This window comes from Sphingobacterium sp. UGAL515B_05, assembly GCF_033097525.1.
Taxonomy (GTDB): Bacteria; Bacteroidota; Bacteroidia; order Sphingobacteriales; family Sphingobacteriaceae; genus Sphingobacterium.
The window spans coordinates 6103001-6124156 of sequence record NZ_CP109907.1 but is presented as its reverse complement, the minus strand read 5'-3'; the positions used below and the strand labels follow the sequence as shown (position 1 = coordinate 6124156).

The window sequence follows — 21156 nt, the reverse complement described above, 5'->3', positions numbered from 1 at the left end:
ATGAAGAAAGTTGTACAAAATATTGTTTCATTCTCATTGAAACATTCCTTGGTTGTCCTGTTTTTTACGCTGGCATTATTGTTCGGCGGGATATATGCCTACCTCCATACGCCGATTGAGGCTTTCCCGGATGTGACCAACACACGGGTCAGGATTATCACGCAGTGGCCCGGGCGCAGTGCTGAAGAAATAGAAAAGTTCGTTACACTGCCTGTTACAAAAGAAATGAATACCATTCCAAAGAAGACGGATGTAAGATCTATCTCTTTGTTTGGTCTATCTGTGGTAACAATTCAGTTTGAGGATGGGGTAGCGGATTTCTATGCGCAGCAATATGCGGGTAATAAGATGCGCTCCATTGATTTACCAGAAGGGGCCGAAAGCTCCATCGAACCACCATCTGGTGCGACAGGAGAAATTTTTCGTTATGTTATCAAGAGTAATCTTCCGATCAAGGAAGTCTCCGCTATTCAGGATTGGGTGATTGAACGGGAGCTTGTCGGTGTGCCCGGCGTGGCGGATGTCGTCAGTTTCGGGGGCGAGGAAAAGATCTACGAAATAAAGATCAATCCAACAGAATTGGCCAATTATAACCTATCGCCACTGGATGTTTATGAAGCCGTTTCGCGTTCGAATATCAATGTGGGGGGCGATGTGATCCAGAAAGGAAATCAAGCCTATGTTGTGCGTGGGGTAGGCCTATTGGATAAGATTGATGATATCGGTAATATTTTGATCAAGGTGGTCGGCAATACACCGATTTTAGTCAAGCATGTAGCCGAAATCGAACTGGGGGCAAAACCGCGACTTGGGCAGGTGGGACTCAACCAGGAAGATGATCTTGTCCAGGGAATCGTCATTATGCTCAGGGGAGAAAATCCATCTGCAGTTGTGACAAAGTTAAAAGAAAAAATAGCGGAGCTGAATGAACGTATTTTACCTGCAAATGTCAAGATTGAACCCGTTATTGATCGCACAAAACTGGTAAATAATACCGTGCATACGGTTTCCAAAAACCTGATAGAAGGAGTTCTTCTGGTTTCGATTATTGTCTTTATCTTTTTAAACAATTGGAAGACAACCTTTATCGTTGCATCGGTGATCCCATTGGCCTTCCTATTTGCGATTATTTGTTTGAAAATACAGGGGCTCCCTGCAAATTTGATTTCCATGGGGGCATTGGACTTCGGATTGTTGCTCGAAGGAACGCTGGTCATCGTGGAGACTGTTTTTGTCTCTTTGGAAAAAGAGGCTCATCGGCTCGGGACGGAACGCTTTAATAAAATCTCCAAACTAGGAATCATTAAGAAAAGTGCCGGCTCTGTAGCAGGCTATATCTTTTTTGCCCTACTGATCTTGATTGTCGCATTGACGCCGATTTTCTCTTTTCAAAAGGTGGAAGGAAAGATGTTCTCACCGTTGGCTTTTACGCTCGGTTATGCCTTGTTGGGTTCCTTGATCCTGAGTTTGACCTATGTGCCCGCGATGTGTAAATACTTATTGAAAAAGAATATCAAAGAAGATGAGAATAAGATCACCAAGGTCAGCCGCAATGCCATTTTTAAAGGTTTTAGGAAAGCTTTCGACCATCCAAAATGGACATTGTCGATTTTTATTGCAGCTTTGCTCGTCTGTATTTTTCGGTTTAGCCATTATGGCTCAGAGTTTCTTCCGAAACTGAATGAAGGTGCAATTTATGTCCGCGCAACCTTACCCAATAGTGTCAACCTGGAGGAATCTGTGAAGCTGACCAAAACCATGAAAGCAAAATTGATGAAGCAATTTGACGAGATTGATTTTATCATGACGCAAACAGGCCGCCCCAATGATGGTACAGATCCAACCGGTTTTTTCAATATTGAATTCAATATTGAATTGAAACCCGAAGGCGAGTGGAAAAGAAAGCTGTCAAAAGAGAAATTGATCAGTCAGATGCGGGATAGTCTACAGACTTTTCCGGGAATAAATTTTGGTTTTAGCCAGCCGATCCAGGATAATGTAGAGGAGTACGTAGCTGGAGTAAAAAGTCCGCTGGTCATCAAAATTTTTGGTGAGAATTTGCAAGATTTAGAAAATAAAGCCAATAAGTTTGCCGAATCACTTAAAAAGGTGAACGGTATTACGGACATCAATGTTTTCAAAAATATCGGTTTGCCTGAACTAAGGATTCAGCTGCATGATTCAAAAATGGCCAAATATGGTGTTTCGACCAAGGATGTGCAATCTGTGATCGAAATGACTATCGGCGGGCAATCTGTGACACATTTCTATGAAAACGAACGCATCTTTGATGTACGTCTCCGCTTCCAAAAATCGTATCGTGATAATCCTGAGAAGATCGGAAATATCATCATTCCCACAATGAATGATCAGAAAGTACCGCTTCGGGAGATCGCAACAATAGATTATCATACCGGTCCGGCATTTATTTACAGAGAGGGCAATTCCCGTTATATCGGTGTTGGCTTCAACATTGAAGGGCGGGATTTGGGAAGTACAATTACAGATGCAAAAAAACAAATAGAAAAAGATGTTAAATTGCCCAAATCTTATAAGGTCGTGTGGGCCGGAGAATTCGAAAGCAAGGAACGGGCTACAAAACAGTTGATGAATGTTGTGCCAATTTCTCTTATTTTGATTTTACTCTTGCTGTATGCCAATTTTGGCAACGTCAAAGATACGTTGATCTCTTCGCTGACACTGGCATTTGCTTTTATAGGCGGTTTTGTATCGCTGTGGGTTACTGGGACAACATTTGGAATTTCGGCGGGTATCGGATTTATTATTCTCTTTGGCGTAGCCACGATTGACGGCATTGTTTTAATAGGGATAATGAAAGAAAATCTGTTGAATAAAATGAGCTTGAAACCCGCTATTTATGAAGCTGTAAAAAGCCGGATCAGACCCATCCTAATGATTGCGTTAATGGGGGCAATGGGACTGTTGCCGGCTGCACTTTCAAACGGAATGGGATCTGAAATCCAAAAACCCTTGGCTATTATGATTGTCGGCGGATTGATTATTTGTATGATTCTATCGTTTTCCGTACTGCCAATCGTTTTTTACTTCTCTTATAAAAAGGAGAGCCGCGATTAGTTACCCATTTTTAATTATTATATACGATACAAAGGTTGCCTGTCAGACAGTGCAACCTTTGTTATTTCTAATCTGCAGCTATTCATTCCATAATAGCTGTCAGAATTTTACGCCGATAAACATGTATATATATCTTTTACATGCTATTTTTTGTAAATCTTGTTATAAATGTTGAACTTACATTTAAGTTACTGAAATCAAATTTCAACGTTAAAAGCATTAATCCGAAGTTTTGCTGAAATAAGTTATAAATCTGTATTTAAAATTAGAAAGCCATTCTTCCGCTTCTTCATGAGTTGTGTTTACTAGAAAAGGTCAATATTAGGTCAGTGTTGATTAATTCATAAGAAGATTGACCTCGCTATTCCAAATAGATTTGTGATAAAGAAATATTAAAATAATACGCTATGGCACAATTTAAATGGGAAGGAATTTATCCTGCAATGTTATCACCATTTGATGAAAATGGAAATTTGGATTTTGATATGTTTGGTAAAAACATTGAAGCACAATTGGATGGAGGTGTTCACGGTTTGATTATCGCTGGATCATTGGGTGAAGCAAGTGTTTTGAGTACAGAAGAAAAGTATGATTTATTGACATATGCGTTGAAACTTGTTAATGGACGTGTACCGGTGTTGCTAAATATTGCCGAAAATACAACTGCTGCAGCGATCAAAGTGGCCCAGACTAGTGAAGAATTGGGCGCAGATGGTTTGATGTTATTGCCACCGATGCGCTATAGAGCTGATGATAGAGAAGCGGTCGCTTATTTTCGTGCTGTTGCACAAAGCACCAAATTGCCAATCTTAATCTATAACAACCCTGTTGACTATAGTACTTATGTATCGCTGGATATGTTTGAGGAACTCTTATTGGAACCAAATATTCAGGCAGTGAAAGAGTCTACACGAGATTTAACAAATATCACGCGTTTGAAAAATCGTTTTGGTGATCGATTAAAGATTATGGCTGGTGTAGATACGTTGGGGCTTGAGTCTTTGATGTTAGGGGCTGATGGTTTAGTTGCTGGACTGGTCGACGCATTTCCAAGAGAAACTGTGGCCATGTACGATCTTGTAAAGGCTGGCGAGTACAGTAAAGCTGTAGAAATATACCGTTGGTTTATGCCTTTATTGGAATTGGATATTCATCCTAAATTGGTCCAATATATTAAATTGGCGGCGACAGCAGAAGGAATTTCAACACCTTATACACGCGCTCCCAGATTGCCATTGATCGGCGAGGAAGAACAACGTGTTAAAAAAATTATTGCAGATTCAATCGCAACTAGACCACAATTATAGGAATGCTTCTGAACTTTCTGGACGAAGGTTCAGAAAATTTCCTTTTTAGGACCGGGTAAAAATAAGCGAAAAGGACCTTCTTATTATATTTAAAGCCGCAAGGAATAAAGATATCAGGAAGGTTTTTATTGATTTTTGAAGATAGATACTTACAATGAAAACAAAAGGAATGGATAGAAACGAAAATGAGATTGATTACGTCGTAAAACAGGCGGAGGCTGGATTTCAGTTTCTTCAAAAAACTGATGTCATTGAACGGGCGGAATTGATGTATGCCATTGCCGCTGAAATTGAGGCATTGGGAGACATCCTGATTGAAACGGCCCATCTGGAAACGGCCCTTCCTTTGGGTAGACTGCAAGGTGAAAAAGCGAGAACGGTCAATCAATGGCGTCGATATGCCGATGCTGTGCGAACTGGTTTATACAGTGAAGCACGGATAGATCGTGACCCAAATGGTCAATTTGATTTACGGAAGTATAATAAAGGGCTAGGTCCTGTTGTGGTTTTTGGCGCAAGCAACTTTCCTTTTGCTTTTTCAACGGCAGGTGGGGATACAGCCAGTGCCATTGGTGCCGGCTGTTCGGTTATCGTAAAAGCACATCCCGCTCATCTTAAAACTTCGCAATTAATGGCTGACGCTATTGATCGGGCGATTTCAAAACAAGGAGCCCCAAGTGGCGTTTTTAATCATGTGTTGTCGGATTCATTTGCTGCTGGACAACAATTGGTCCGCCACAGATTCGTAAAAGCAGTCGCATTTACAGGTTCTTTCCGTGGCGGGAAAGCTTTATTTGACCTGGGCCAGTCAAGACCTGATCCTATTCCTGTATTTGCCGAAATGGGGAGCGTAAATCCGGTTTTTCTTTTACCGGACTACTTAGGGAATAATCTGGAACCTTTTGCTAAGCAGTATATTGCCTCACTGCTTTTAGGTGTTGGCCAATTTTGTACCAATCCAGGTGTTTTAGTAAGTGTCGGCGGCGAACAGCTGGATCGATTTAAAGCGGAGTTGAAGAAGGAACTTCAAGCTGCTTCTACCGGCAAAATGCTGCACGCAGGAATATTGGATAGCTACAACCGTTTAAAAGGGGAAATGGTTCAATACGATGGTGTCAGTATATTGGAAGAAGGGCAGGATAATACAGCGCAAGATTTTGCGCAGGCCCTGCTTGCTGAGGCGGAAGCAAGCCAAGTTTTGGCTAATCCTAAGTTATTGGAAGAGGTTTTTGGACCTTTTGGGCTAATTATATCCTGTGCGGACCTCAATGAAATGAAAAATGTAATGGAGCAGCTCGAAGGACAGATAACCATCACTTTTGCGGCATCGGCGCAGGACATCCGCGAATGCCAGGCACTCTTTTCAATTGCACAGGACAAATGCGGAAGGCTTTTGTTTCAGGGTATGCCAACTGGGGTTGAAGTACAGTATGCTATGCATCATGGCGGACCGTATCCGGCAACCACAGATGCGCGTTTTACTTCTGTAGGGGCCGATGCGGTAAAGCGCTTTATTCGCCCCATTAGTTTTCAAAATTGGCCAAATGAATTTTTGCCTAAAGAACTACAAGACGGAAACCCATTACAAATTGACCGTTTGGTCAACCAGCAATGGACTAAAGCATAATAGAAACAAATGACCATATAAACAAGTGATCAGAAATGAAGAAGACTTTTTTTTGCATTGATTCGCATACCTGTGGTTGTCCCGTTCGATTGGTGGCAGGAGGAGCCCCATTATTACAGGGGAATTCCATGATGGAGCGCAGGTTGCATTTTATACGTGAGTACGATTGGATCCGTATGGGATTGATGTTTGAACCAAGAGGGCATGACATGATGAGCGGCAGTATGCTTTATCCGCCCTTTGATCCGCAAAATGATATTGGTGTCCTTTACATTGAAACCAGCGGCTGTCTGCCGATGTGTGGACATGGAACGATCGGTACGGTGACGATTGCCATTGAGGAGGGGCTCGTTCAACCTAAAGTTCCCGGAAAATTAAGGCTGGAAACTCCGGCTGGACTTGTACATATCGATTATGTTCAAGAGGGACCTAAGGTGAAAAGTGTAAAGCTTACGAACGTCAAGTCCTTTTTATATGCTGAAGCCTTAACGGTCGATTGCCCGGATCTAGGCAACATCAGCGTCGATGTTGCCTACGGTGGAAACTTCTACGGCATTATTGATCCGCAGACTAATTTTCAAGATATCAGTTCCTATTCAGCCAGCCAGCTCATTCATTATGGAAAAATAATCCGTCAGCTGCTGAACGAAAAATATTCTTTTGTTCATCCCGAAGATGCTAATATACATGGATTGACTCACATCCAATGGACAGGGGATCCTAAACTACCCAACTCGTCGGGTCGCAATGCAGTACTGGTTGGCGACAATGCATTGGACCGTTCACCATGTGGTACAGGTACATCAGCCCGTATGGCGCAATGGTATGCTAAAGGGAAACTCAAGAAAGGGATGGAGTTTATACATGAAAGTTATATCGGTTCACAATTTACCGGTAAAATTGAGGCTGAAACAACCGTGGATGGCAAACCGGCCATTGTCCCATCCATCGAAGGCTGGGCACGGATAACAGGCTATAATACCATTTTTTTGGATGATGAGGATCCTTATTTTGGCGGTTTTCAGGTGATTTAATAGTTCAGGTGATTTAAAAAATTAATAAGACAAGAGCAACGTGAAAGAAAATAATAGAGGTACGGTTGTCGTCGTTGGTGCAGGAATTGCAGGACTTGCTTCCGCCTATTACCTTGTAAGAGACGGATGGGATGTGAAAATCCTCGAAAAAAATACCTTGGACAATAACTGTTCTTATGGCAATGCCGGCATGATTGTCCCCAGTCATTTTACGCCCTTGGCTGCCCCCGGTATTGTAGCGCAGGGGATAAAGTGGATGTTCAATAGTAAAAGCCCTTTTTATGTACGGCCTTCGCTAAATCCACGAATGATCAATTGGGGATTGAAGTTTTTAAAACATGCTAATCGCTCACACGTAGAACAGCATGCGACTGCAATACGTGATTTGAATCTTTACAGCAGCAGATTATATGATGAATTGGCGCAGGAGGAGGGGTTTGATTTTGAACTGAAGCAGAACGGGATCCTGATGATGTATAAATCCAAGGAAATGCAGCATGAAGAAATTGAATTGGCCCATCGTGCCCAGGATCTTGGACTTGATGTCGATATTTTGGAGGGGAATGCCGTTCAAGAACTGGAGCCTAATCTGAAGCTGGATGTTTTAGGTGCTATACTTTATCGCTGTGACGGAAAATTATATCCACCAAAGTTAATGCGGCAATTGATTCAATATTTGAAAGCCGCAGGCGTAGCTTTTTTCGAAGAAACTGAGGTCAGTAAATTTATAACAGCCGAAAATAAGGTGAAAGAGGCGATCAGCAACAAAGGGAGTTTTCAGGCGGATGCTTTTGTCTTGACTGGTGGCGCTTATTTGCCGCAGCTCACATCAAAGTTGCACGTAAATACACCGCTTATGCCGGGAAAAGGGTATTCCTTTATGTATCAACCCGAGAAAGAGAATACATTGAATCATGCGGCATTATTACTGGAGGCTCGTGTTGCTGTAACACCCATGAATGGCCAGATCCGATTCAGCGGTACGATGGAATTGGGACCAGCAAATGACAAAATTTATGAAAATCGTGTCCGCGGAATTGTGGAATCCATTCCAAAATATTATCCGGAATTGAAGGTCGATTACCCAAGCGAAAAAATATGGTATGGTTACAGACCCTGCTCGCCTGATGGATTGCCCTATCTGGGAAGATTGAAAAAATTTGATAATGTCCTAGTTGCCGGTGGGGGTGGTATGATGGGCTTGAGCTTGGGCCCTGCCTATGGGAAAGTTGTTGCAGATTTATTGGCAGGACAGAAAATAGAGTCTGAAATCGCTGGTTTTAGACCTGATCGTTTCGACTGATAAAATTATGCTGTAAACCAACACCCGAATTATGAATCGTTCTTTTTCTTTTATAGCTCCCAAAACATTGTTTTATGGACTACTCTTTCTATTCCCGGTCTCCATGCATGCACAAAAGATGAAATTATACGACCATACAACTCCTATAGAGCCTTATATTGTGCAATATGGGCATGATGTTGAGGCGATAAACTATTTTTATGGCCCTATGCCCAAAGGCTGGGGCAATCAGCGGGCTGCCGCTTCGCCCGAACAGTTAGCACGTCTTCAGCGTTTGGATAACGAATATTTGAAGAAGCTGGACAAGTTCCCCTATGAAGAACTCGAAACATCGGGGCAGGTAGATTTTATCTTACTGAAGCGCAAACTAAAAAGTGATCTGCTTTCATTGAAAGAAGATGAGTCGAATTACAACCGGTTATCCGTGTATTTACCTTTCGCACAGCGAATTTTTGCACTTGAAAAGGAACGCCGTAGGGGGAAGCGTCTGGCAGGAGAAGATGTCGCGAAAGAGCTGACGCTGGTCGCCGGTGAAATCGATCGGTCAATAGCTGCGCTTCAGGAAAAGACCAATATTCCTTATTCAGATGTTAACTTTCTGGTTGCCTTATTAAATTCACTGGACTTAAGGATCACCAGCACCTTCGATTTCTATAATGGATACGACCCTGAATTTACCTGGTGGGTACCGGCTATATTTCAGCAGGTGAAAGGCAAGCTCTCGGATTATAAAGAGAAATTGGCCGCAAAAAGTGATTGGAAAGTGTTTGATGATGATAGCCAGATTGCTGGTTGGCCTATTGGGGAAAAAGAGATAAACCGAAGGCTCAAAGCAGAAATGATCAGTTATACAGCTGCCGATCTTCTAAAATTGGCTGATCAGGAGTTTAAATGGTGTGAGGCCGAGTTATTGAAAGCGAGCCGTGAAATGGGGTTCGGCGATGACTGGCGGGCTGCACAGGAAAAGGTTAAAAACTCCTACGTACCCATTGGAGAACAGCCGGAGCTCATCATGAGATTGTATAACGATGCACAGCAATTTATTGAACAAAATAAACTCATGACTATTCCTGAGCTGGCAGATGAGACTTGGGGCATGATCATGATGACACCTGAACGGCAGCGGGTCAACCCCTTTTTTACAGGCGGACGGGAAATTAGCATATCCTATCCGACAAACACGATGGATCAGCAGGCGAAACTGATGAGTATGCGTGGCAATAATCCTTATTTCTCCCGTGGCACAGTCCAGCATGAATTGATTCCCGGTCATCATCTGCAATATTTCATGAATAGGCGTTACAAGCCTTACCGCGAAGAGGCTTTTAATACGCCATTTTGGACGGAAGGATGGACATTGTACTGGGAATTGCTGCTGTATAGCAAGGGATTTGCAAAAACTCCGGAGGAGCGAATCGGGATGTTATTTTGGCGCATGCATCGCTGTGCAAGAATAACCTTTAGTATTAAATTTCATTTAGGGGAGTGGACGCCGCAGCAATGCATCGATTATCTGGTAAACCGCGTGGGATTTGAGTCGGCTAATGCGCACGGTGAAGTAAAGAGATCGTTTGAAGGTTCCTATGATCCTCTATATCAGCTGGCCTATCTCGTAGGCGGCTTGCAATTGATGCGTATCAAAGAGGAGGTCGTAGATCAAGGGAAAATGTCATTTGCTGCATTCCATGACCGTGTGATCAAAGAAAATTATCTACCGATGGAAATGTTGAGAGCGATTATCAAGGGCGAGAAGTTAACCCCCGATTATGAGACAAACTGGAAGTTTTATCATTTTAATAACTAGGTGTTTATGAGTGAGTCGAAACAAACTTTTCAAAAGTCTCTCGGGTTACTGGATGCCACTATGCTGGTGGTTGGAAGTATGATCGGTTCTGGGATTTTTATTGTATCTGCGGATATTGCGCGCAACACGGGGTCTGCAGGCTGGATGATGGTCGTATGGCTGATTTGTGGTTTTATGACATTGACTGCAGCGTTGAGCTATGGAGAATTGAGTGCGATGTTTCCAAAGGCAGGAGGACAATACATTTACCTACGGGAGGCTTATGGGCCAGTGTTAAGTTTTGTATTTGGCTGGACATTTTTTGCCGTTATACAAACTGCGACTATAGCGGCTGTGGGGGTAGCTTTTGCGAAATTTACAGCCTATCTCTTCCCTTCTATGGATGAAGATGTTTACCTGCTAGAATGGTCAGATTATCGGGTATCGGCAGCGCAGCTGCTGGCAATTGCCGTCATTATTGTATTAACCTATATTAATTCAAGAGGCGTAAATAGCGGAAAGCGCGTACAGACATCCATCACATTGATCAAGATCGGGAGTCTGTTGCTCTTGTTGCTCTTTGGATTCCTGGCTTTGAAACATGAAGTTTGGACTTGGAACTGGGACAATATATCTCTTTGGTCAATGCGCCGTTTAAATACGGATGGAACCTACACATCCTATGATGGATTTTCAGCAATGGGTGCTTTTTCTGCGGCTATGGTCGGTGCGCTCTTCAGCAGCGATTCCTGGCACTCATCTTCCGCAGTGGCTGGCGAAATTAACAATCCACAGCGTAATATCGGCTTGAGTCTTGCATTAGGGACTTTGCTAGTTACTGTGATCTATCTTCTGACTAATTTGATGTATACCGGCATATTGCCTTTGGAAGCTATGGTCAATGCACCAAAAGATCGTGTAGCCATGAGTGTCGCACAAGAGGTTTTTGGTCCTTTTGGGATTACTATTATAGCCATTATGATCATGATCAGCACTTTTGGCTGTAATAATGGGATTATCCTGGCAGGAGCGAGGGTGTATTATTCTATGGCCAAAGACGGTTTGTTTTTTAAAAGGGCGGGTAAGCTCAATGCGCATGCGGTACCTGCCTGGGCACTCTGGATACAATGTGCCGCTGCGTCAATATGGTGTTTAAGCGGAAAATATGGTGATTTATTGGACATGATTACCTGCGTGGTAGTCATATTTTATGTACTCGCGATTGCGGGTATTATTCGTCTCCGTATCACACGTCCAGATTTGAACAGACCCTATAAAGCATTTGGCTATCCTTTTCTTCCCGTTCTTTATATTCTGATGGGACTTGCCTTTATTGGGTTGATGGTCATTTTCAAACCCAACTATACCTGGCCAGGCATTATCATTGCACTATTGGGTATCCCGATCTATTATTTAATCAATCCTAAGCGAAGAAAGTATGAAGTTTCTTAGTACAGCGGTTTTGTTGTTGTCGGCACAGTTTCTGTTTGGTCAAGGAACTTTGGCAGATTATACACGTGCACAAAACCTAAAAAAACAATTGACCAACAAAATTGAAAATCTGCCCGGCCAGTTTTCTTGGAATGATAAGGGGGATCTCTTTTGGTATGATCGAAATACGTTGCAGGGAAAAGAGTATATTTTGGTCAATCCCCAGGCAAAAACAAAAGAACAGCTGTTTGATCTGACGAAAGTATTTTCGTTAGTGGATGAAAAACTAGGGCGGAAAATCGAAAGTCGTGTTATTTCCAATGATCAGATAAAATTGCTGGACCAGGATCAAGTGTCGCTCGATATCGCGGGCTACCTGTGGATCTGGAACCGTCGTTCCTCGCAATTGAGCCAGGGCGCTGCAAGTGGAAATAAAGATCGAAATACGCGCTATTGGGGGCAGCGTGAACAGGGAAATGCCTATAGGGAAGTTGAGTCTCCAGATAAAAAACATGTGGCATTTATCCGCAATAATAATGTATTCCTGGCAATAAAGGGAAACACAAAAGAAGCGCGACAAATTACCTTTGACGGCAACACGGCAAATTATTATAGCAATGATATTCAATGGGCACCTGATAGTCGTAAGCTGGCTACAGTAAAAACTCAAAAAATAGAGATCAGGCAACTGACGCTTATTGAATCTTCTCCTAAAGATCAACTGCAGCCTAAAATTCAGACACGCGATTACGTGAAGCCCGGAGATGAGCTTGCGCAAAAACTACCTATCTTATATGATCTTGAAAAAGATCGACTATCGGTGTTTGATGCTGCACTCATACCAAATCAATTTTACCTTTCGGATCTTTCCTGGCGCGATGACAGCAGAGCATTTACCTTCGAGTATAACAAACGGGGGCATCAAGTCTATGGCGTCATGCAGATGGATGCAAATAGCGGTAACTCGAGTTTTCTAATTCAAGAGCAGAATAAGACCTTTATTGATTATAGCGGCAAGAAATACCGGGAGGATCTGGCCGATGGAAAGGAGATTGTATGGGCCTCTGAGCGTGATGGATGGAACCACCTGTATCTCTATGATGGAATTACTGGAAAAGTAAAGAACCAGATAACGAAAGGAAACTGGGTTGTTCGGAAAGTTGTGCATGTTGATGCTGAAAAACGAACGGTTATTTTCGAAGGCAGCGGAATGAATGCCGCAGAAGATCCCTATTTGGTCCACTATTACGCTATCGGTTTAGACGGAAAGGGCTTAAAACTGCTGACCGAAGAAAATGCAAATCATCAAGCTTTTTTCAATAAAGACTATTCGCAGTTTGTGGATACGTATTCCCGGGTCGATCAGCCGCCAATTTCAGTATTGCGCGACAAAAATGGCGGTATTATCATGGAGTTGGAGAAAACAAACAGTAGTCTGCTCGAAACTACAGGGTGGCGTGCACCAGAGGTTTTTAAAGCCAAGGGACGTGATGGCGTAACGGATATCTGGGGGATTATTATTCGGCCGACGAATTTTGATCCCGCTAAAAGCTACCCTGTCATCGAATACATTTATGCGGGACCCCATAGTTCTTTCGTACCAAAATCATTTTACAGCAACCCGAGCGGGATGTACGAACTCGCCGAATTGGGCTTTATTGTGGTACAGATCGACGGCATGGGGACCTCAAATCGTTCAAAGGCTTTTCATGATGTCTGTTGGAAAAATCTGAAAGATGCGGGCTTCCCGGATCGAATTGCCTGGATGCAGGCCGCGTCAAAGCAATATAAATACATGGATATCGGCAGGGTAGGGATTTATGGCACATCTGCTGGGGGGCAAAGTTCAACCGGCGCGTTGTTATTCCATCCCGAGTTTTACAAAGTTGGCGTTTCCTCCTGTGGCTGTCACGATAACCGAATGGATAAAATATGGTGGAACGAGCAATGGATGGGCTGGCCTGTAGGTCCTGAATATGCGGCTAGCTCGAATATCGAAAATGCCGCTAAGCTGGAAGGAAATCTTTTGCTGATTGTTGGAGAACTTGATGATAATGTGGATCCTTCATCCACTTTCCAATTGGTTGATGCGTTGATCAAAGCGCGTAAGAATCATGATTTTATCATGGTTCCTGGGATGGGGCATTCTTCCGGGGGAGATTATGGTGAACGAAAAAGAAGGGACTATTTTGTAAAACATCTTCTTGGCGTAGATCCGCCTGCCTGGAATCAGTATTGATCTTTCATCAGGACAATAATCCGCTAATGCAGGCCTATTTCCTGTTTTTCCTGAACGAGTCTGGATCTTATTGAAAGGACCTTCGGTATGCTTTTATTGCTGTTGGAGTCTGCGAAGTCATGAAGGTTTTATTTCAATTGGGAATAGGTATGAAGCGATAAGAGTGGTTCAAAAACACAGCGCCCCGGAAAGTAGCTAACTTTCTGGGGCGCTGTGTTTATTTCATGTTGGTAACGTTGAAGCTGTTTTTATTCGACCAATACGCCGACATAATAGTTAAACGTATCAATATCGATATTCTCTTTTGTTAAACCGGCCACTTTAATCGGTCTGAAATGTTGGTCCAACTGGATAAGTTCTCTTTTTTGACCTTTTACGCCAATATGTATGGGCATATGGAAGCCTTTGACTTCGCTGATCCAGCGACCCAATATTCTGCCTGAAGGATCTTGTTTGATCTCCAGTGTAGGAATGCCAGTATGTTTTACATACTGTTCAAATACTTTTAACAGGTCTAGACCGGACTGCTGGCTTACGTAGTTGACAACATCAGTATAATCGACTTGTTGGTGATAAAACTTGCTGTTTAATCCCCTGAGAATATTCCGCCACTTTTCATCATTGTCGATCATCGTACGGATCATGTTGAGCATAACACCGCCTTTGGGATACATATCCCCAGATCCTTCTTTATTTACGTGGTAGGGGCCCTGGATGGGGCTATCATTTTGGATCCCGCTCCGGATACCATGGGCGTAAGCCTGGCTGGCTTCCTTACCATAGAAATAGTCGATAAATAAGCCTTCGGAATAATTAGTGAAGCTTTCGTGGATCCACATATCTGCCAGATCAGCTGAAGTAATATTGTTGCCAAACCATTCATGACCAGATTCGTGGACCACAATAAAATCCCATTTATGTCCCCAGCCGGTTCCAGACGCATCTCCGCCGCGATAGCCATTCTGGTAATGGTTACCGTAGGCGATGGCACTCTGGTGTTCCATGCCGGTATGGTAGGTTTCAACAAGTTTATAGCCATCTTCATAGAAGGGATATGGACCAAACCAATGTTCAAAGGCTTCTAAGGTCTGGTTGGCGTTTTTTTGAAGATGGGCTTTTTTTTCTGCCGTATCGTTTTCGCGCAAAATATAGTAGTCTATATCCAATGGTCCTTTTTCACCTTTGTATTTTTCCTTAAAATGAACGTAGTCGCCGATGTTGATGGCGACATTGTAGTTGTTGATTGGATTGGCAACTTTCCAGTGGTATTTGGTGTAACCATCCTTCATCTTTTCTACCTTGACCAAACGTCCATTGGATACATTCATCACCTCTTTTGGGACAGCGATGGAAATCAGCATACTATCCACTTCATCGGATTGATGGTCTTTGTTTGGCCACCAGACACTCGCGCCCATACCCTGGCAGGCCGTTGCCACCCATGGCTTTCCATTGCTATCTTTTTTCCAGTCAAAGCCGCCGTCCCAGGGAGCTTTGACCGCTTCTGTAGGATGGCCTTCGTAATATACCGTAAACTCTTCCTGTATTCCTTTCTTGATAGTCGCAGGAAATTCGACAAAGACAGCATTGTGTTCTCTGGTAAAGGAAAGTTCTTTCCCCTTATATACGACTTTGTCTACGTTGAGATTTGCAAAAAGATCAAATTGCAGGCGATTAAAATCAGTTGTGGCCTTGAAACGGAAAAGGTTTGAACCCGAAATAAACTTATTGTCTATATCTACCTTAACATCCAAATGATAATATTGGATATCGTAGCAGGTTCGCAGCGGTGACAGATATCCGCGCAGTGAATCCGCTCTTGTGAAGTCATTTTTTTCTTTCATCAGCTGTGCTGCTGATTGCTGTATACCTGCGGTCAGTAGACCACAGGTTCCCAGTGCATATAATAGTATTCTTTTCATCTGTAAATGATAACTATTCGGTCTATCTTCCACCCGGAGGGCAATGTAATTTTAGATAGTTTGTAAATAATGTTTTTAAATGCTCATGCGTGCCTTGTCCCTCGCTGATCGAATGGCTGCGGTTGGGGTAAGACATCAACTGGAACTGCACGTTATTTTTGATCAGTTCATTGATCAGGACTTCTGCATTTTGATAATGCACATTGTCGTCTCCGGTTCCATGGATATAGAGTAAGTTACCTTTGATGTTTTTTGCATATTTCAGCGGCGAGCCGTTTTCAAAGTCTGCAAGATTTTCCTGAGGGAGGCCCATGTAGCGTTCTTGGTATACATTGTCGTAAAGGAGCTGATTTGCTACAGCTGCAATAGCAATACCCGTTTTATAGATTTGAGGATATTGTCCCAGTAGGTTAAGCGTGCTTGATCCGCCACCGCTCCAGCCCCAGACGGCCACGCGTGAACTGTCGACAAAAGGCCATTTCAGAATTTCTTGTGTTGCCGAAGCCTGGTCGCGAATATTGAGCTGTCCGATATTGCGGTAGATGCTTTTTCGCCACAAGCTGCCTTTAGGAGCAGGAGTTCCGCGATTATCCAAAGAAATATAAATGTAGCCATCCTGCGCCATATTTCCTTTATATAAACTGTTATAACCTGCACCAAAATTGTCTAATACAGTTTGTGATGCTGGTTCGCCGTAGACCATAAAGACGACAGGATACTTTTTATTGGGATCGAAATCAAGTGGTTTTACCATCCAGCCGTCTAACTCAATACCGTCCGTTGTTTTAACTTTAAAAAACTCGGCAATACCATCGCTGACTTTCTTTTCACGTTTAAAATCAAAGTCTACGAGTATTTTGTGTGTCGGTAACTCAATAACGGCATTGTGTTTTAAGGTTGCCCGGTTGCTAAAGCTGAAGATGGCAATTTTACCGTCTTTTGAAATATCATAATCGCAGGTGCCTTCGTATGAGGCCGGGGTCAGTCTTTTTGGAATTCCGCCTTTCGTTGATACACTATACAGATACTTCTGCGTTGCATTGTTTGGAGAGGCGGTAAAATAAATCGTTTCATTTTTCGGATCGAAAAAGTCAAGATTGATCATATCATAGTCCGCTTTCATAACCAGCTTCTCGTTGCCCGATAAATCAATCTGATAGATTTTGCGCCAGCCGTCCTTTTCCGAGACCCAGATGAAGGCCTTGCCACCTTGAACCCAGTCCCATCCCGAAGGATCATTGTTGTTCCATCGTGCTTTGATATCAATCCACGAGTCGCTTTGCTCCTGGTGTATATTTTGCGCTTTATTATCGGAGAGAGCGACGGTATAAATTTTGCTCTCATTTTGTTTTCTGTTGAGCTGCTCTAGGATAACCTGCTTGCTATCAAGACACCATTCCATGCGGGGAATATAGTGCTGGTTGGGATCTCCCGGGATATTCAGCATGGTATTTTTTCCAGTGGCAATTTCATAGGTCCATATCGAACAGGCACTCGGCGATTGTCCAACTTTAGGATACTCCACGGGAATGGTATAGGAGTAGAGGCTATCCGTATTGTTGATCATCAGAAAATTACGGATGTTGCGGGCATCAAGCTTCCAATAAGCAATGGAAGCACCGTCCGGCGACCAGCGGAAACCATCTTTACAGCCAAATTCTTCCTCGTATACCCAGTCGAAAGTACCATTGATTAAACGGTCTGTTCCATCTTTGGTAACGGAAACGATGCTGCCATTAGCGAGATCTTCCACGTAAACATTATGGTCGGCTTTATTAACGTAGGCGACTTTATCTGCTTGTGGGTTAAATTTCGCAAACATCAGTTGTGAGGTCGGGAATTTTTGGCCTAGTTGCTGCAACTGATTGGTCTTCTTGTTGTAAACCCAATAATCGCCTCTTGTATTCTCGCGCCAAACTCTTTTACTATTGGTATAGATCAATATAAGCTCCTTGTTTTTGGAAATGGAAAAATTTTCGACTTTCAAGGCGACCGTTGCGCCTTTCGGAATAAGCGATTGCTGTGAAAGGAAGATGGAGCGCACCCCATTTTTAGGGTTGACCATTTCTATTCCCTTGTCGGAAAATTCATAATATTGATCACCATGATCTGTCCAGAGTCGCTGCGCAAAAAGGGAAGCTGGAACCTGAAAAATCAGTATTAGAATAATAAAGATCGACTGTTTAATGCTGTTCATTTGTTTATCTGTTTGAGTTGACCCCAAAAGAATTTAAGTTTACTTTTTGGGTTTATCATTATGTTAGTTGTTCGTTAATTAATCAATTGGATTGTCTTTGAGTTGATAGATCTCCTGAATCTCGCGTTCAAGGTATTTTCCTAAACGACGGTATCCATCTGTTTCAATAAGATAATTATCTTCAATACGGACCCCACCGAAATCGAGATGTTTTTTTAAGAAATCATAATTGATAAAGTCCTTGTGTAAATTTTGCTGTTCCCAAAGCTGCGTTAATTCCGGGATAATATAGATGCCGGGTTCAACGGTTAGCACATTGCCAGCCTCCAATTTCTTACCTAGCCGCAGCGATTTGATTCCAAAAGTCTTGGTATCTTTTGGCTCAGCTTCGGTATAGCCTACATATTGTTCACCAAGATCCTCCATATCATGCACATCAAGACCGAGCATATGGCCTAATCCACATTGAAAGAAAAGCGCATGCGCGTGATTCGTGACTGCATCTTGCGCGTTGCCTTTCATGAAGCCAGTTTGTATAAGTCCATCTACAAGCGCTTCACAGGCTTTTAAATGTATTTCTTTAAAACGAATTCCGGATGTCAGCAGCTGCTCTGCTGATTTAAACGCATGTAAGACAATCTGGTAAATTTCCTCCTGTAAAGCCGTAAAACGTTTTCCTACGGGAAAGGTTCTGGTCAGGTCCGAAGCATAACCCATAGCTGTTTCCACGCCCGAGTCATTAAGCAGGATATCACCTTCATAAAGCTGATGAAATTGCATATGATTGTGTAGAATTTCACCCCTTTTTGTGACTATCGGCGGATAGGAGAAGGAGGTTCCCTGATCTTGCGCAAAATGTTGCATGGCATTGCTGATCTGATATTCGTAAAGATCAGGTTTTGTCATTCGCATAGCAATGCGGTGCATATCAACAGCAATATCTACGGCTTTCTCTATTTCGATAATTTCTTCGGCCGATTTGATACTCCGTTGTGCAACGATAGCTTTAATCAAAGCCTCAGAAGGTTGGAGCTGATTTGCGGGACGGCCGGTTAGCTGCTCAAGTAATAACTTATTATGCGACTGATAAGGAGGAAGGTAGTGAATATCTTCCTGTTTTCCTTTGCTAAGGTAGTCGAAGAGTTGATTGAAAGGAAGGACCTTGCTGATACCAGAAAGGTCAGCCTTTTCAGCTAAAGTCTGTTGTTGCCCCATCCACACAATATCGTCAATGGTCATTTCATCGCCGAATAGGATGGTCTCGTTTTTTTCGGTGTCCAATACAGCCGCCAAACGTGGACTTTTGATACCGATATAATACAAAAAGCTGCTGTCTTGGCGAAACGGATAAGTATTGTGCTCAAAATTGATCGGATTTTCAATGTTGCCTAACAAAAGAATTTTGCCAGTTGTGAACGTTGATAACAGATTATTTCGGCGATTAAGAAATATTTCTTTTTTGAACATAAGTTTGGAAATTAAAGGAAGTACTGTTTTTGTTGTGCTAGAATCATGAATTGTTTGTAATCTGCTTCGGCTTGAAGTAGAATTGTCTACCTAGCGGGTTATTGTCTAATACGAATATCGTAAAATTTATGCATGTCAAAATCATTTATTTAAAGGTCTATCTTTGATAGTGTAGTGTTTGCTGTTGTTACAAATGAATATGCTCGCCATTTTGTCTCTAAAAAGGTCAAACAACGAAATTAAATAAAGTTCAGCCTTTCTGTTGAATAATAATTTGCACAATTTATCAAAGTCTAATTGTATTTTAACCCATTTTTTTACTGCTGGTGAATTTTTAATGTGAATTCTTTGTTTTGGTTTGCATATTTCTTAGGGATTATTAAATATTGTCGAATTCTAAACATATTTTGGTATAGTATTTTTATGTTTTGTTTGCAAGAAGTAATCTTCCATTGTAGTTGTTATATTTATATTACTAAACAGTAAACATAAAACTAAATAAACTATGAAAACGCTTCAATTTAACGTGCCAACAACCCGAGGGCAAAGTTTAACTGTTCAAGAAGATGTTTTGGAAACTTTCTATCCTTATTTTCACCGTCATCAGGAAGCTCAGTTAATGTGGATAAAAAAAGGTAGTGGAATTTTGATTGTTGAAGATACGCTACATCCCTTTAAGGAAAATGATATATTCTTTTTAGGGGCGAATCAACCTCACGTTTTTAAGTCAGCGTCCCAAGACGGTCTTTCCAATGAATCACGTTCTGTTTCTATCTTTTTTGATCCCAATGGTAAGCTGAAATCACTATTTTCTTTGGATGAATTTGAATCGCTGAATCAATTTATCTATAATAATTCCAGAGGATTTAAGGTGCCGGAGAGGTATTTTGAGCAGATATCGGAACGGGTTTGTCAATTGAATTCCGCTGATCAGATGGAGAAGTTAATGCACTTTTTTTATTTACTAAGAGCATTGGCAAATATTTCACGGGAGGCAGATGCGCTATGTAACGAGCGGGTAGAAGTGGCCTTTGATACAATGCATGGATCAAACCGCATTAATTTCATCTGTAATTATATTAAGGAGCACTATAAAGACGAAATTACGCTGGAAGATGTTGCTGATCATGCAAATCTTACTCCGCAGGCATTTTGTCGATATTTTAAAAAGCATTGCGGTGTTACTTTTGTGACTTATCTTAACCGGATAAGAGTGAAGGAAGTTTGTAACCAGTTAAATGAGGATCACTTGGATAGCGTTTCTTTTATTGCCTACAACTGTGGGTTTAATAGCATCACTAATTTTAATCGGGTTTTTAAGCAAATTGTGGGCTGTAATCCAAAGGAATATGTGCAGCAGTATAAACAAACATTGTATTCTGTCATTTAGTGTATGAAATTCCAATCGGGATTTAAATCGCGGAAAACTTCAGATCGCGATATTAGATAAGTCTCGTGTTCTAATCAATTTAGCTATCAATCTGATTCCATAGGCACCGGAATATATATTGTATCAGCGGTAAAATTCTAAAAGAGTATAAAACTTTTTTGGGATTTTACCGCTGATATTTTTTGAATAGACCACCATCCTAAAAATCCGCAGATTTCAGGTTTAAGGTTTTAGCTGTATTTTAAATGAATAGTTCTTGGCGGGACCGCAGTCTTAAATATTTAACACTTTGGGTTAAGAACTGGGCAATACTTGTCAAAATTCGGTTAACAAGAAAAGCTCCGTACCTCTAACTTAGTT

At 42.1% G+C, this 21156-nt stretch carries 12 protein-coding genes; 9 read left to right on the top strand and 3 right to left on the bottom strand.

The genetic code is table 11. The features are described from left to right. The 8 genes from OK025_RS25545 (at position 1) to OK025_RS25510 (ending at position 13820) form a co-directional block, all read left to right on the top strand. The gene (locus OK025_RS25545; protein ID WP_317667581.1) at positions 1 to 3096 is read left to right on the top strand and encodes a CusA/CzcA family heavy metal efflux RND transporter; all 3096 of its coding nucleotides are present in this window, start codon (positions 1 to 3) and stop codon (positions 3094 to 3096) included. Positions 3097 to 3503: 407 nt separating this feature from the next. Continuing rightward, complete coding sequence (locus tag OK025_RS25540; RefSeq protein ID WP_317667580.1) at positions 3504 to 4403, top strand: dihydrodipicolinate synthase family protein; 900 nt, start codon at positions 3504 to 3506, stop codon at positions 4401 to 4403. A gap of 169 nt (positions 4404 to 4572) precedes the next feature. Continuing rightward, positions 4573 to 6030 carry an aldehyde dehydrogenase (NADP(+)) gene (locus OK025_RS25535; protein ID WP_317667579.1) on the top strand — a complete coding sequence of 486 codons (1458 nt, stop codon included), beginning with the start codon at positions 4573 to 4575 and terminating at the stop codon, positions 6028 to 6030. A 35-nt stretch (positions 6031 to 6065) separates the two neighbouring features. Then, the gene (locus OK025_RS25530) at positions 6066 to 7064 is read left to right on the top strand and encodes a 4-hydroxyproline epimerase (protein WP_182332804.1); all 999 of its coding nucleotides are present in this window, start codon (positions 6066 to 6068) and stop codon (positions 7062 to 7064) included. 40 nt (positions 7065 to 7104) lie between these two features. Continuing rightward, on the top strand, positions 7105 to 8367 hold the full coding sequence (locus OK025_RS25525; protein WP_317667578.1) for an NAD(P)/FAD-dependent oxidoreductase: 1263 nt from the start codon (positions 7105 to 7107) through the stop codon (positions 8365 to 8367). Between the two features lie 31 nt (positions 8368 to 8398). Further along, positions 8399 to 10171: a DUF885 family protein gene (locus tag OK025_RS25520; protein WP_317667577.1), complete on the top strand. Its 1773-nt coding sequence runs from the start codon at positions 8399 to 8401 to the stop codon at positions 10169 to 10171. Positions 10172 to 10177: 6 nt separating this feature from the next. Beyond that, positions 10178 to 11602 (top strand): APC family permease, encoded by a 1425-nt coding sequence (locus tag OK025_RS25515; RefSeq protein WP_317667576.1) that lies wholly within the window; start codon positions 10178 to 10180, stop codon positions 11600 to 11602. Beyond that, positions 11589 to 13820, top strand: a complete 2232-nt coding sequence (locus OK025_RS25510) for a S9 family peptidase (protein ID WP_317667574.1) — start codon at positions 11589 to 11591, stop codon at positions 13818 to 13820. Before OK025_RS25515 ends, OK025_RS25510 begins: the two co-directional genes overlap by 14 nt. 248 nt (positions 13821 to 14068) lie before the next feature. Here the strand turns inward: OK025_RS25510 and OK025_RS25505 are convergent, their stop codons facing one another. The 3 genes from OK025_RS25505 to OK025_RS25495 form a co-directional block, all read right to left on the bottom strand. Then, positions 14069 to 15742, bottom strand: a complete 1674-nt coding sequence (locus tag OK025_RS25505) for a M1 family metallopeptidase (RefSeq protein ID WP_317667572.1) — start codon at positions 15740 to 15742, stop codon at positions 14069 to 14071. A 22-nt stretch (positions 15743 to 15764) separates the two neighbouring features. Continuing rightward, the gene (locus OK025_RS25500) at positions 15765 to 17939 is read right to left on the bottom strand and encodes a S9 family peptidase (protein WP_317667571.1); all 2175 of its coding nucleotides are present in this window, start codon (positions 17937 to 17939) and stop codon (positions 15765 to 15767) included. A gap of 78 nt (positions 17940 to 18017) precedes the next feature. Continuing rightward, positions 18018 to 19406, bottom strand: coding sequence for a Xaa-Pro aminopeptidase (locus OK025_RS25495; RefSeq protein WP_317667570.1), 1389 nt, complete (start codon positions 19404 to 19406; stop codon positions 18018 to 18020). A gap of 505 nt (positions 19407 to 19911) precedes the next feature. Here OK025_RS25495 and OK025_RS25490 point away from each other — a divergent pair. Further along, positions 19912 to 20796 carry an AraC family transcriptional regulator gene (locus OK025_RS25490; RefSeq protein ID WP_317667569.1) on the top strand — a complete coding sequence of 295 codons (885 nt, stop codon included), beginning with the start codon at positions 19912 to 19914 and terminating at the stop codon, positions 20794 to 20796. The last annotated feature ends 360 nt before the right edge of the window (positions 20797 to 21156 follow it).

Excerpts from the sequence above, each read along its gene's own strand:
- OK025_RS25545 (WP_317667581.1), top strand. The coding sequence starts at position 1 with ATGAAGAAAGTTGTACAAAATATTGTTTCATTCTCATTGAAACATTCC.
- OK025_RS25540 (WP_317667580.1), top strand. The coding sequence starts at position 3,504 with ATGGCACAATTTAAATGGGAAGGAATTTATCCTGCAATGTTATCACCA.
- OK025_RS25535 (WP_317667579.1), top strand. The coding sequence starts at position 4,573 with ATGGATAGAAACGAAAATGAGATTGATTACGTCGTAAAACAGGCGGAG.
- OK025_RS25530 (WP_182332804.1), top strand. The coding sequence starts at position 6,066 with ATGAAGAAGACTTTTTTTTGCATTGATTCGCATACCTGTGGTTGTCCC.
- OK025_RS25520 (WP_317667577.1), top strand. The coding sequence starts at position 8,399 with ATGAATCGTTCTTTTTCTTTTATAGCTCCCAAAACATTGTTTTATGGA.
- OK025_RS25515 (WP_317667576.1), top strand. The coding sequence starts at position 10,178 with ATGAGTGAGTCGAAACAAACTTTTCAAAAGTCTCTCGGGTTACTGGAT.
- OK025_RS25510 (WP_317667574.1), top strand. The coding sequence starts at position 11,589 with ATGAAGTTTCTTAGTACAGCGGTTTTGTTGTTGTCGGCACAGTTTCTG.
- OK025_RS25505 (WP_317667572.1), bottom strand. The coding sequence starts at position 15,742 with ATGAAAAGAATACTATTATATGCACTGGGAACCTGTGGTCTACTGACC.
- OK025_RS25500 (WP_317667571.1), bottom strand. The coding sequence starts at position 17,939 with ATGAACAGCATTAAACAGTCGATCTTTATTATTCTAATACTGATTTTT.
- OK025_RS25495 (WP_317667570.1), bottom strand. The coding sequence starts at position 19,406 with ATGTTCAAAAAAGAAATATTTCTTAATCGCCGAAATAATCTGTTATCA.
- OK025_RS25490 (WP_317667569.1), top strand. The coding sequence starts at position 19,912 with ATGAAAACGCTTCAATTTAACGTGCCAACAACCCGAGGGCAAAGTTTA.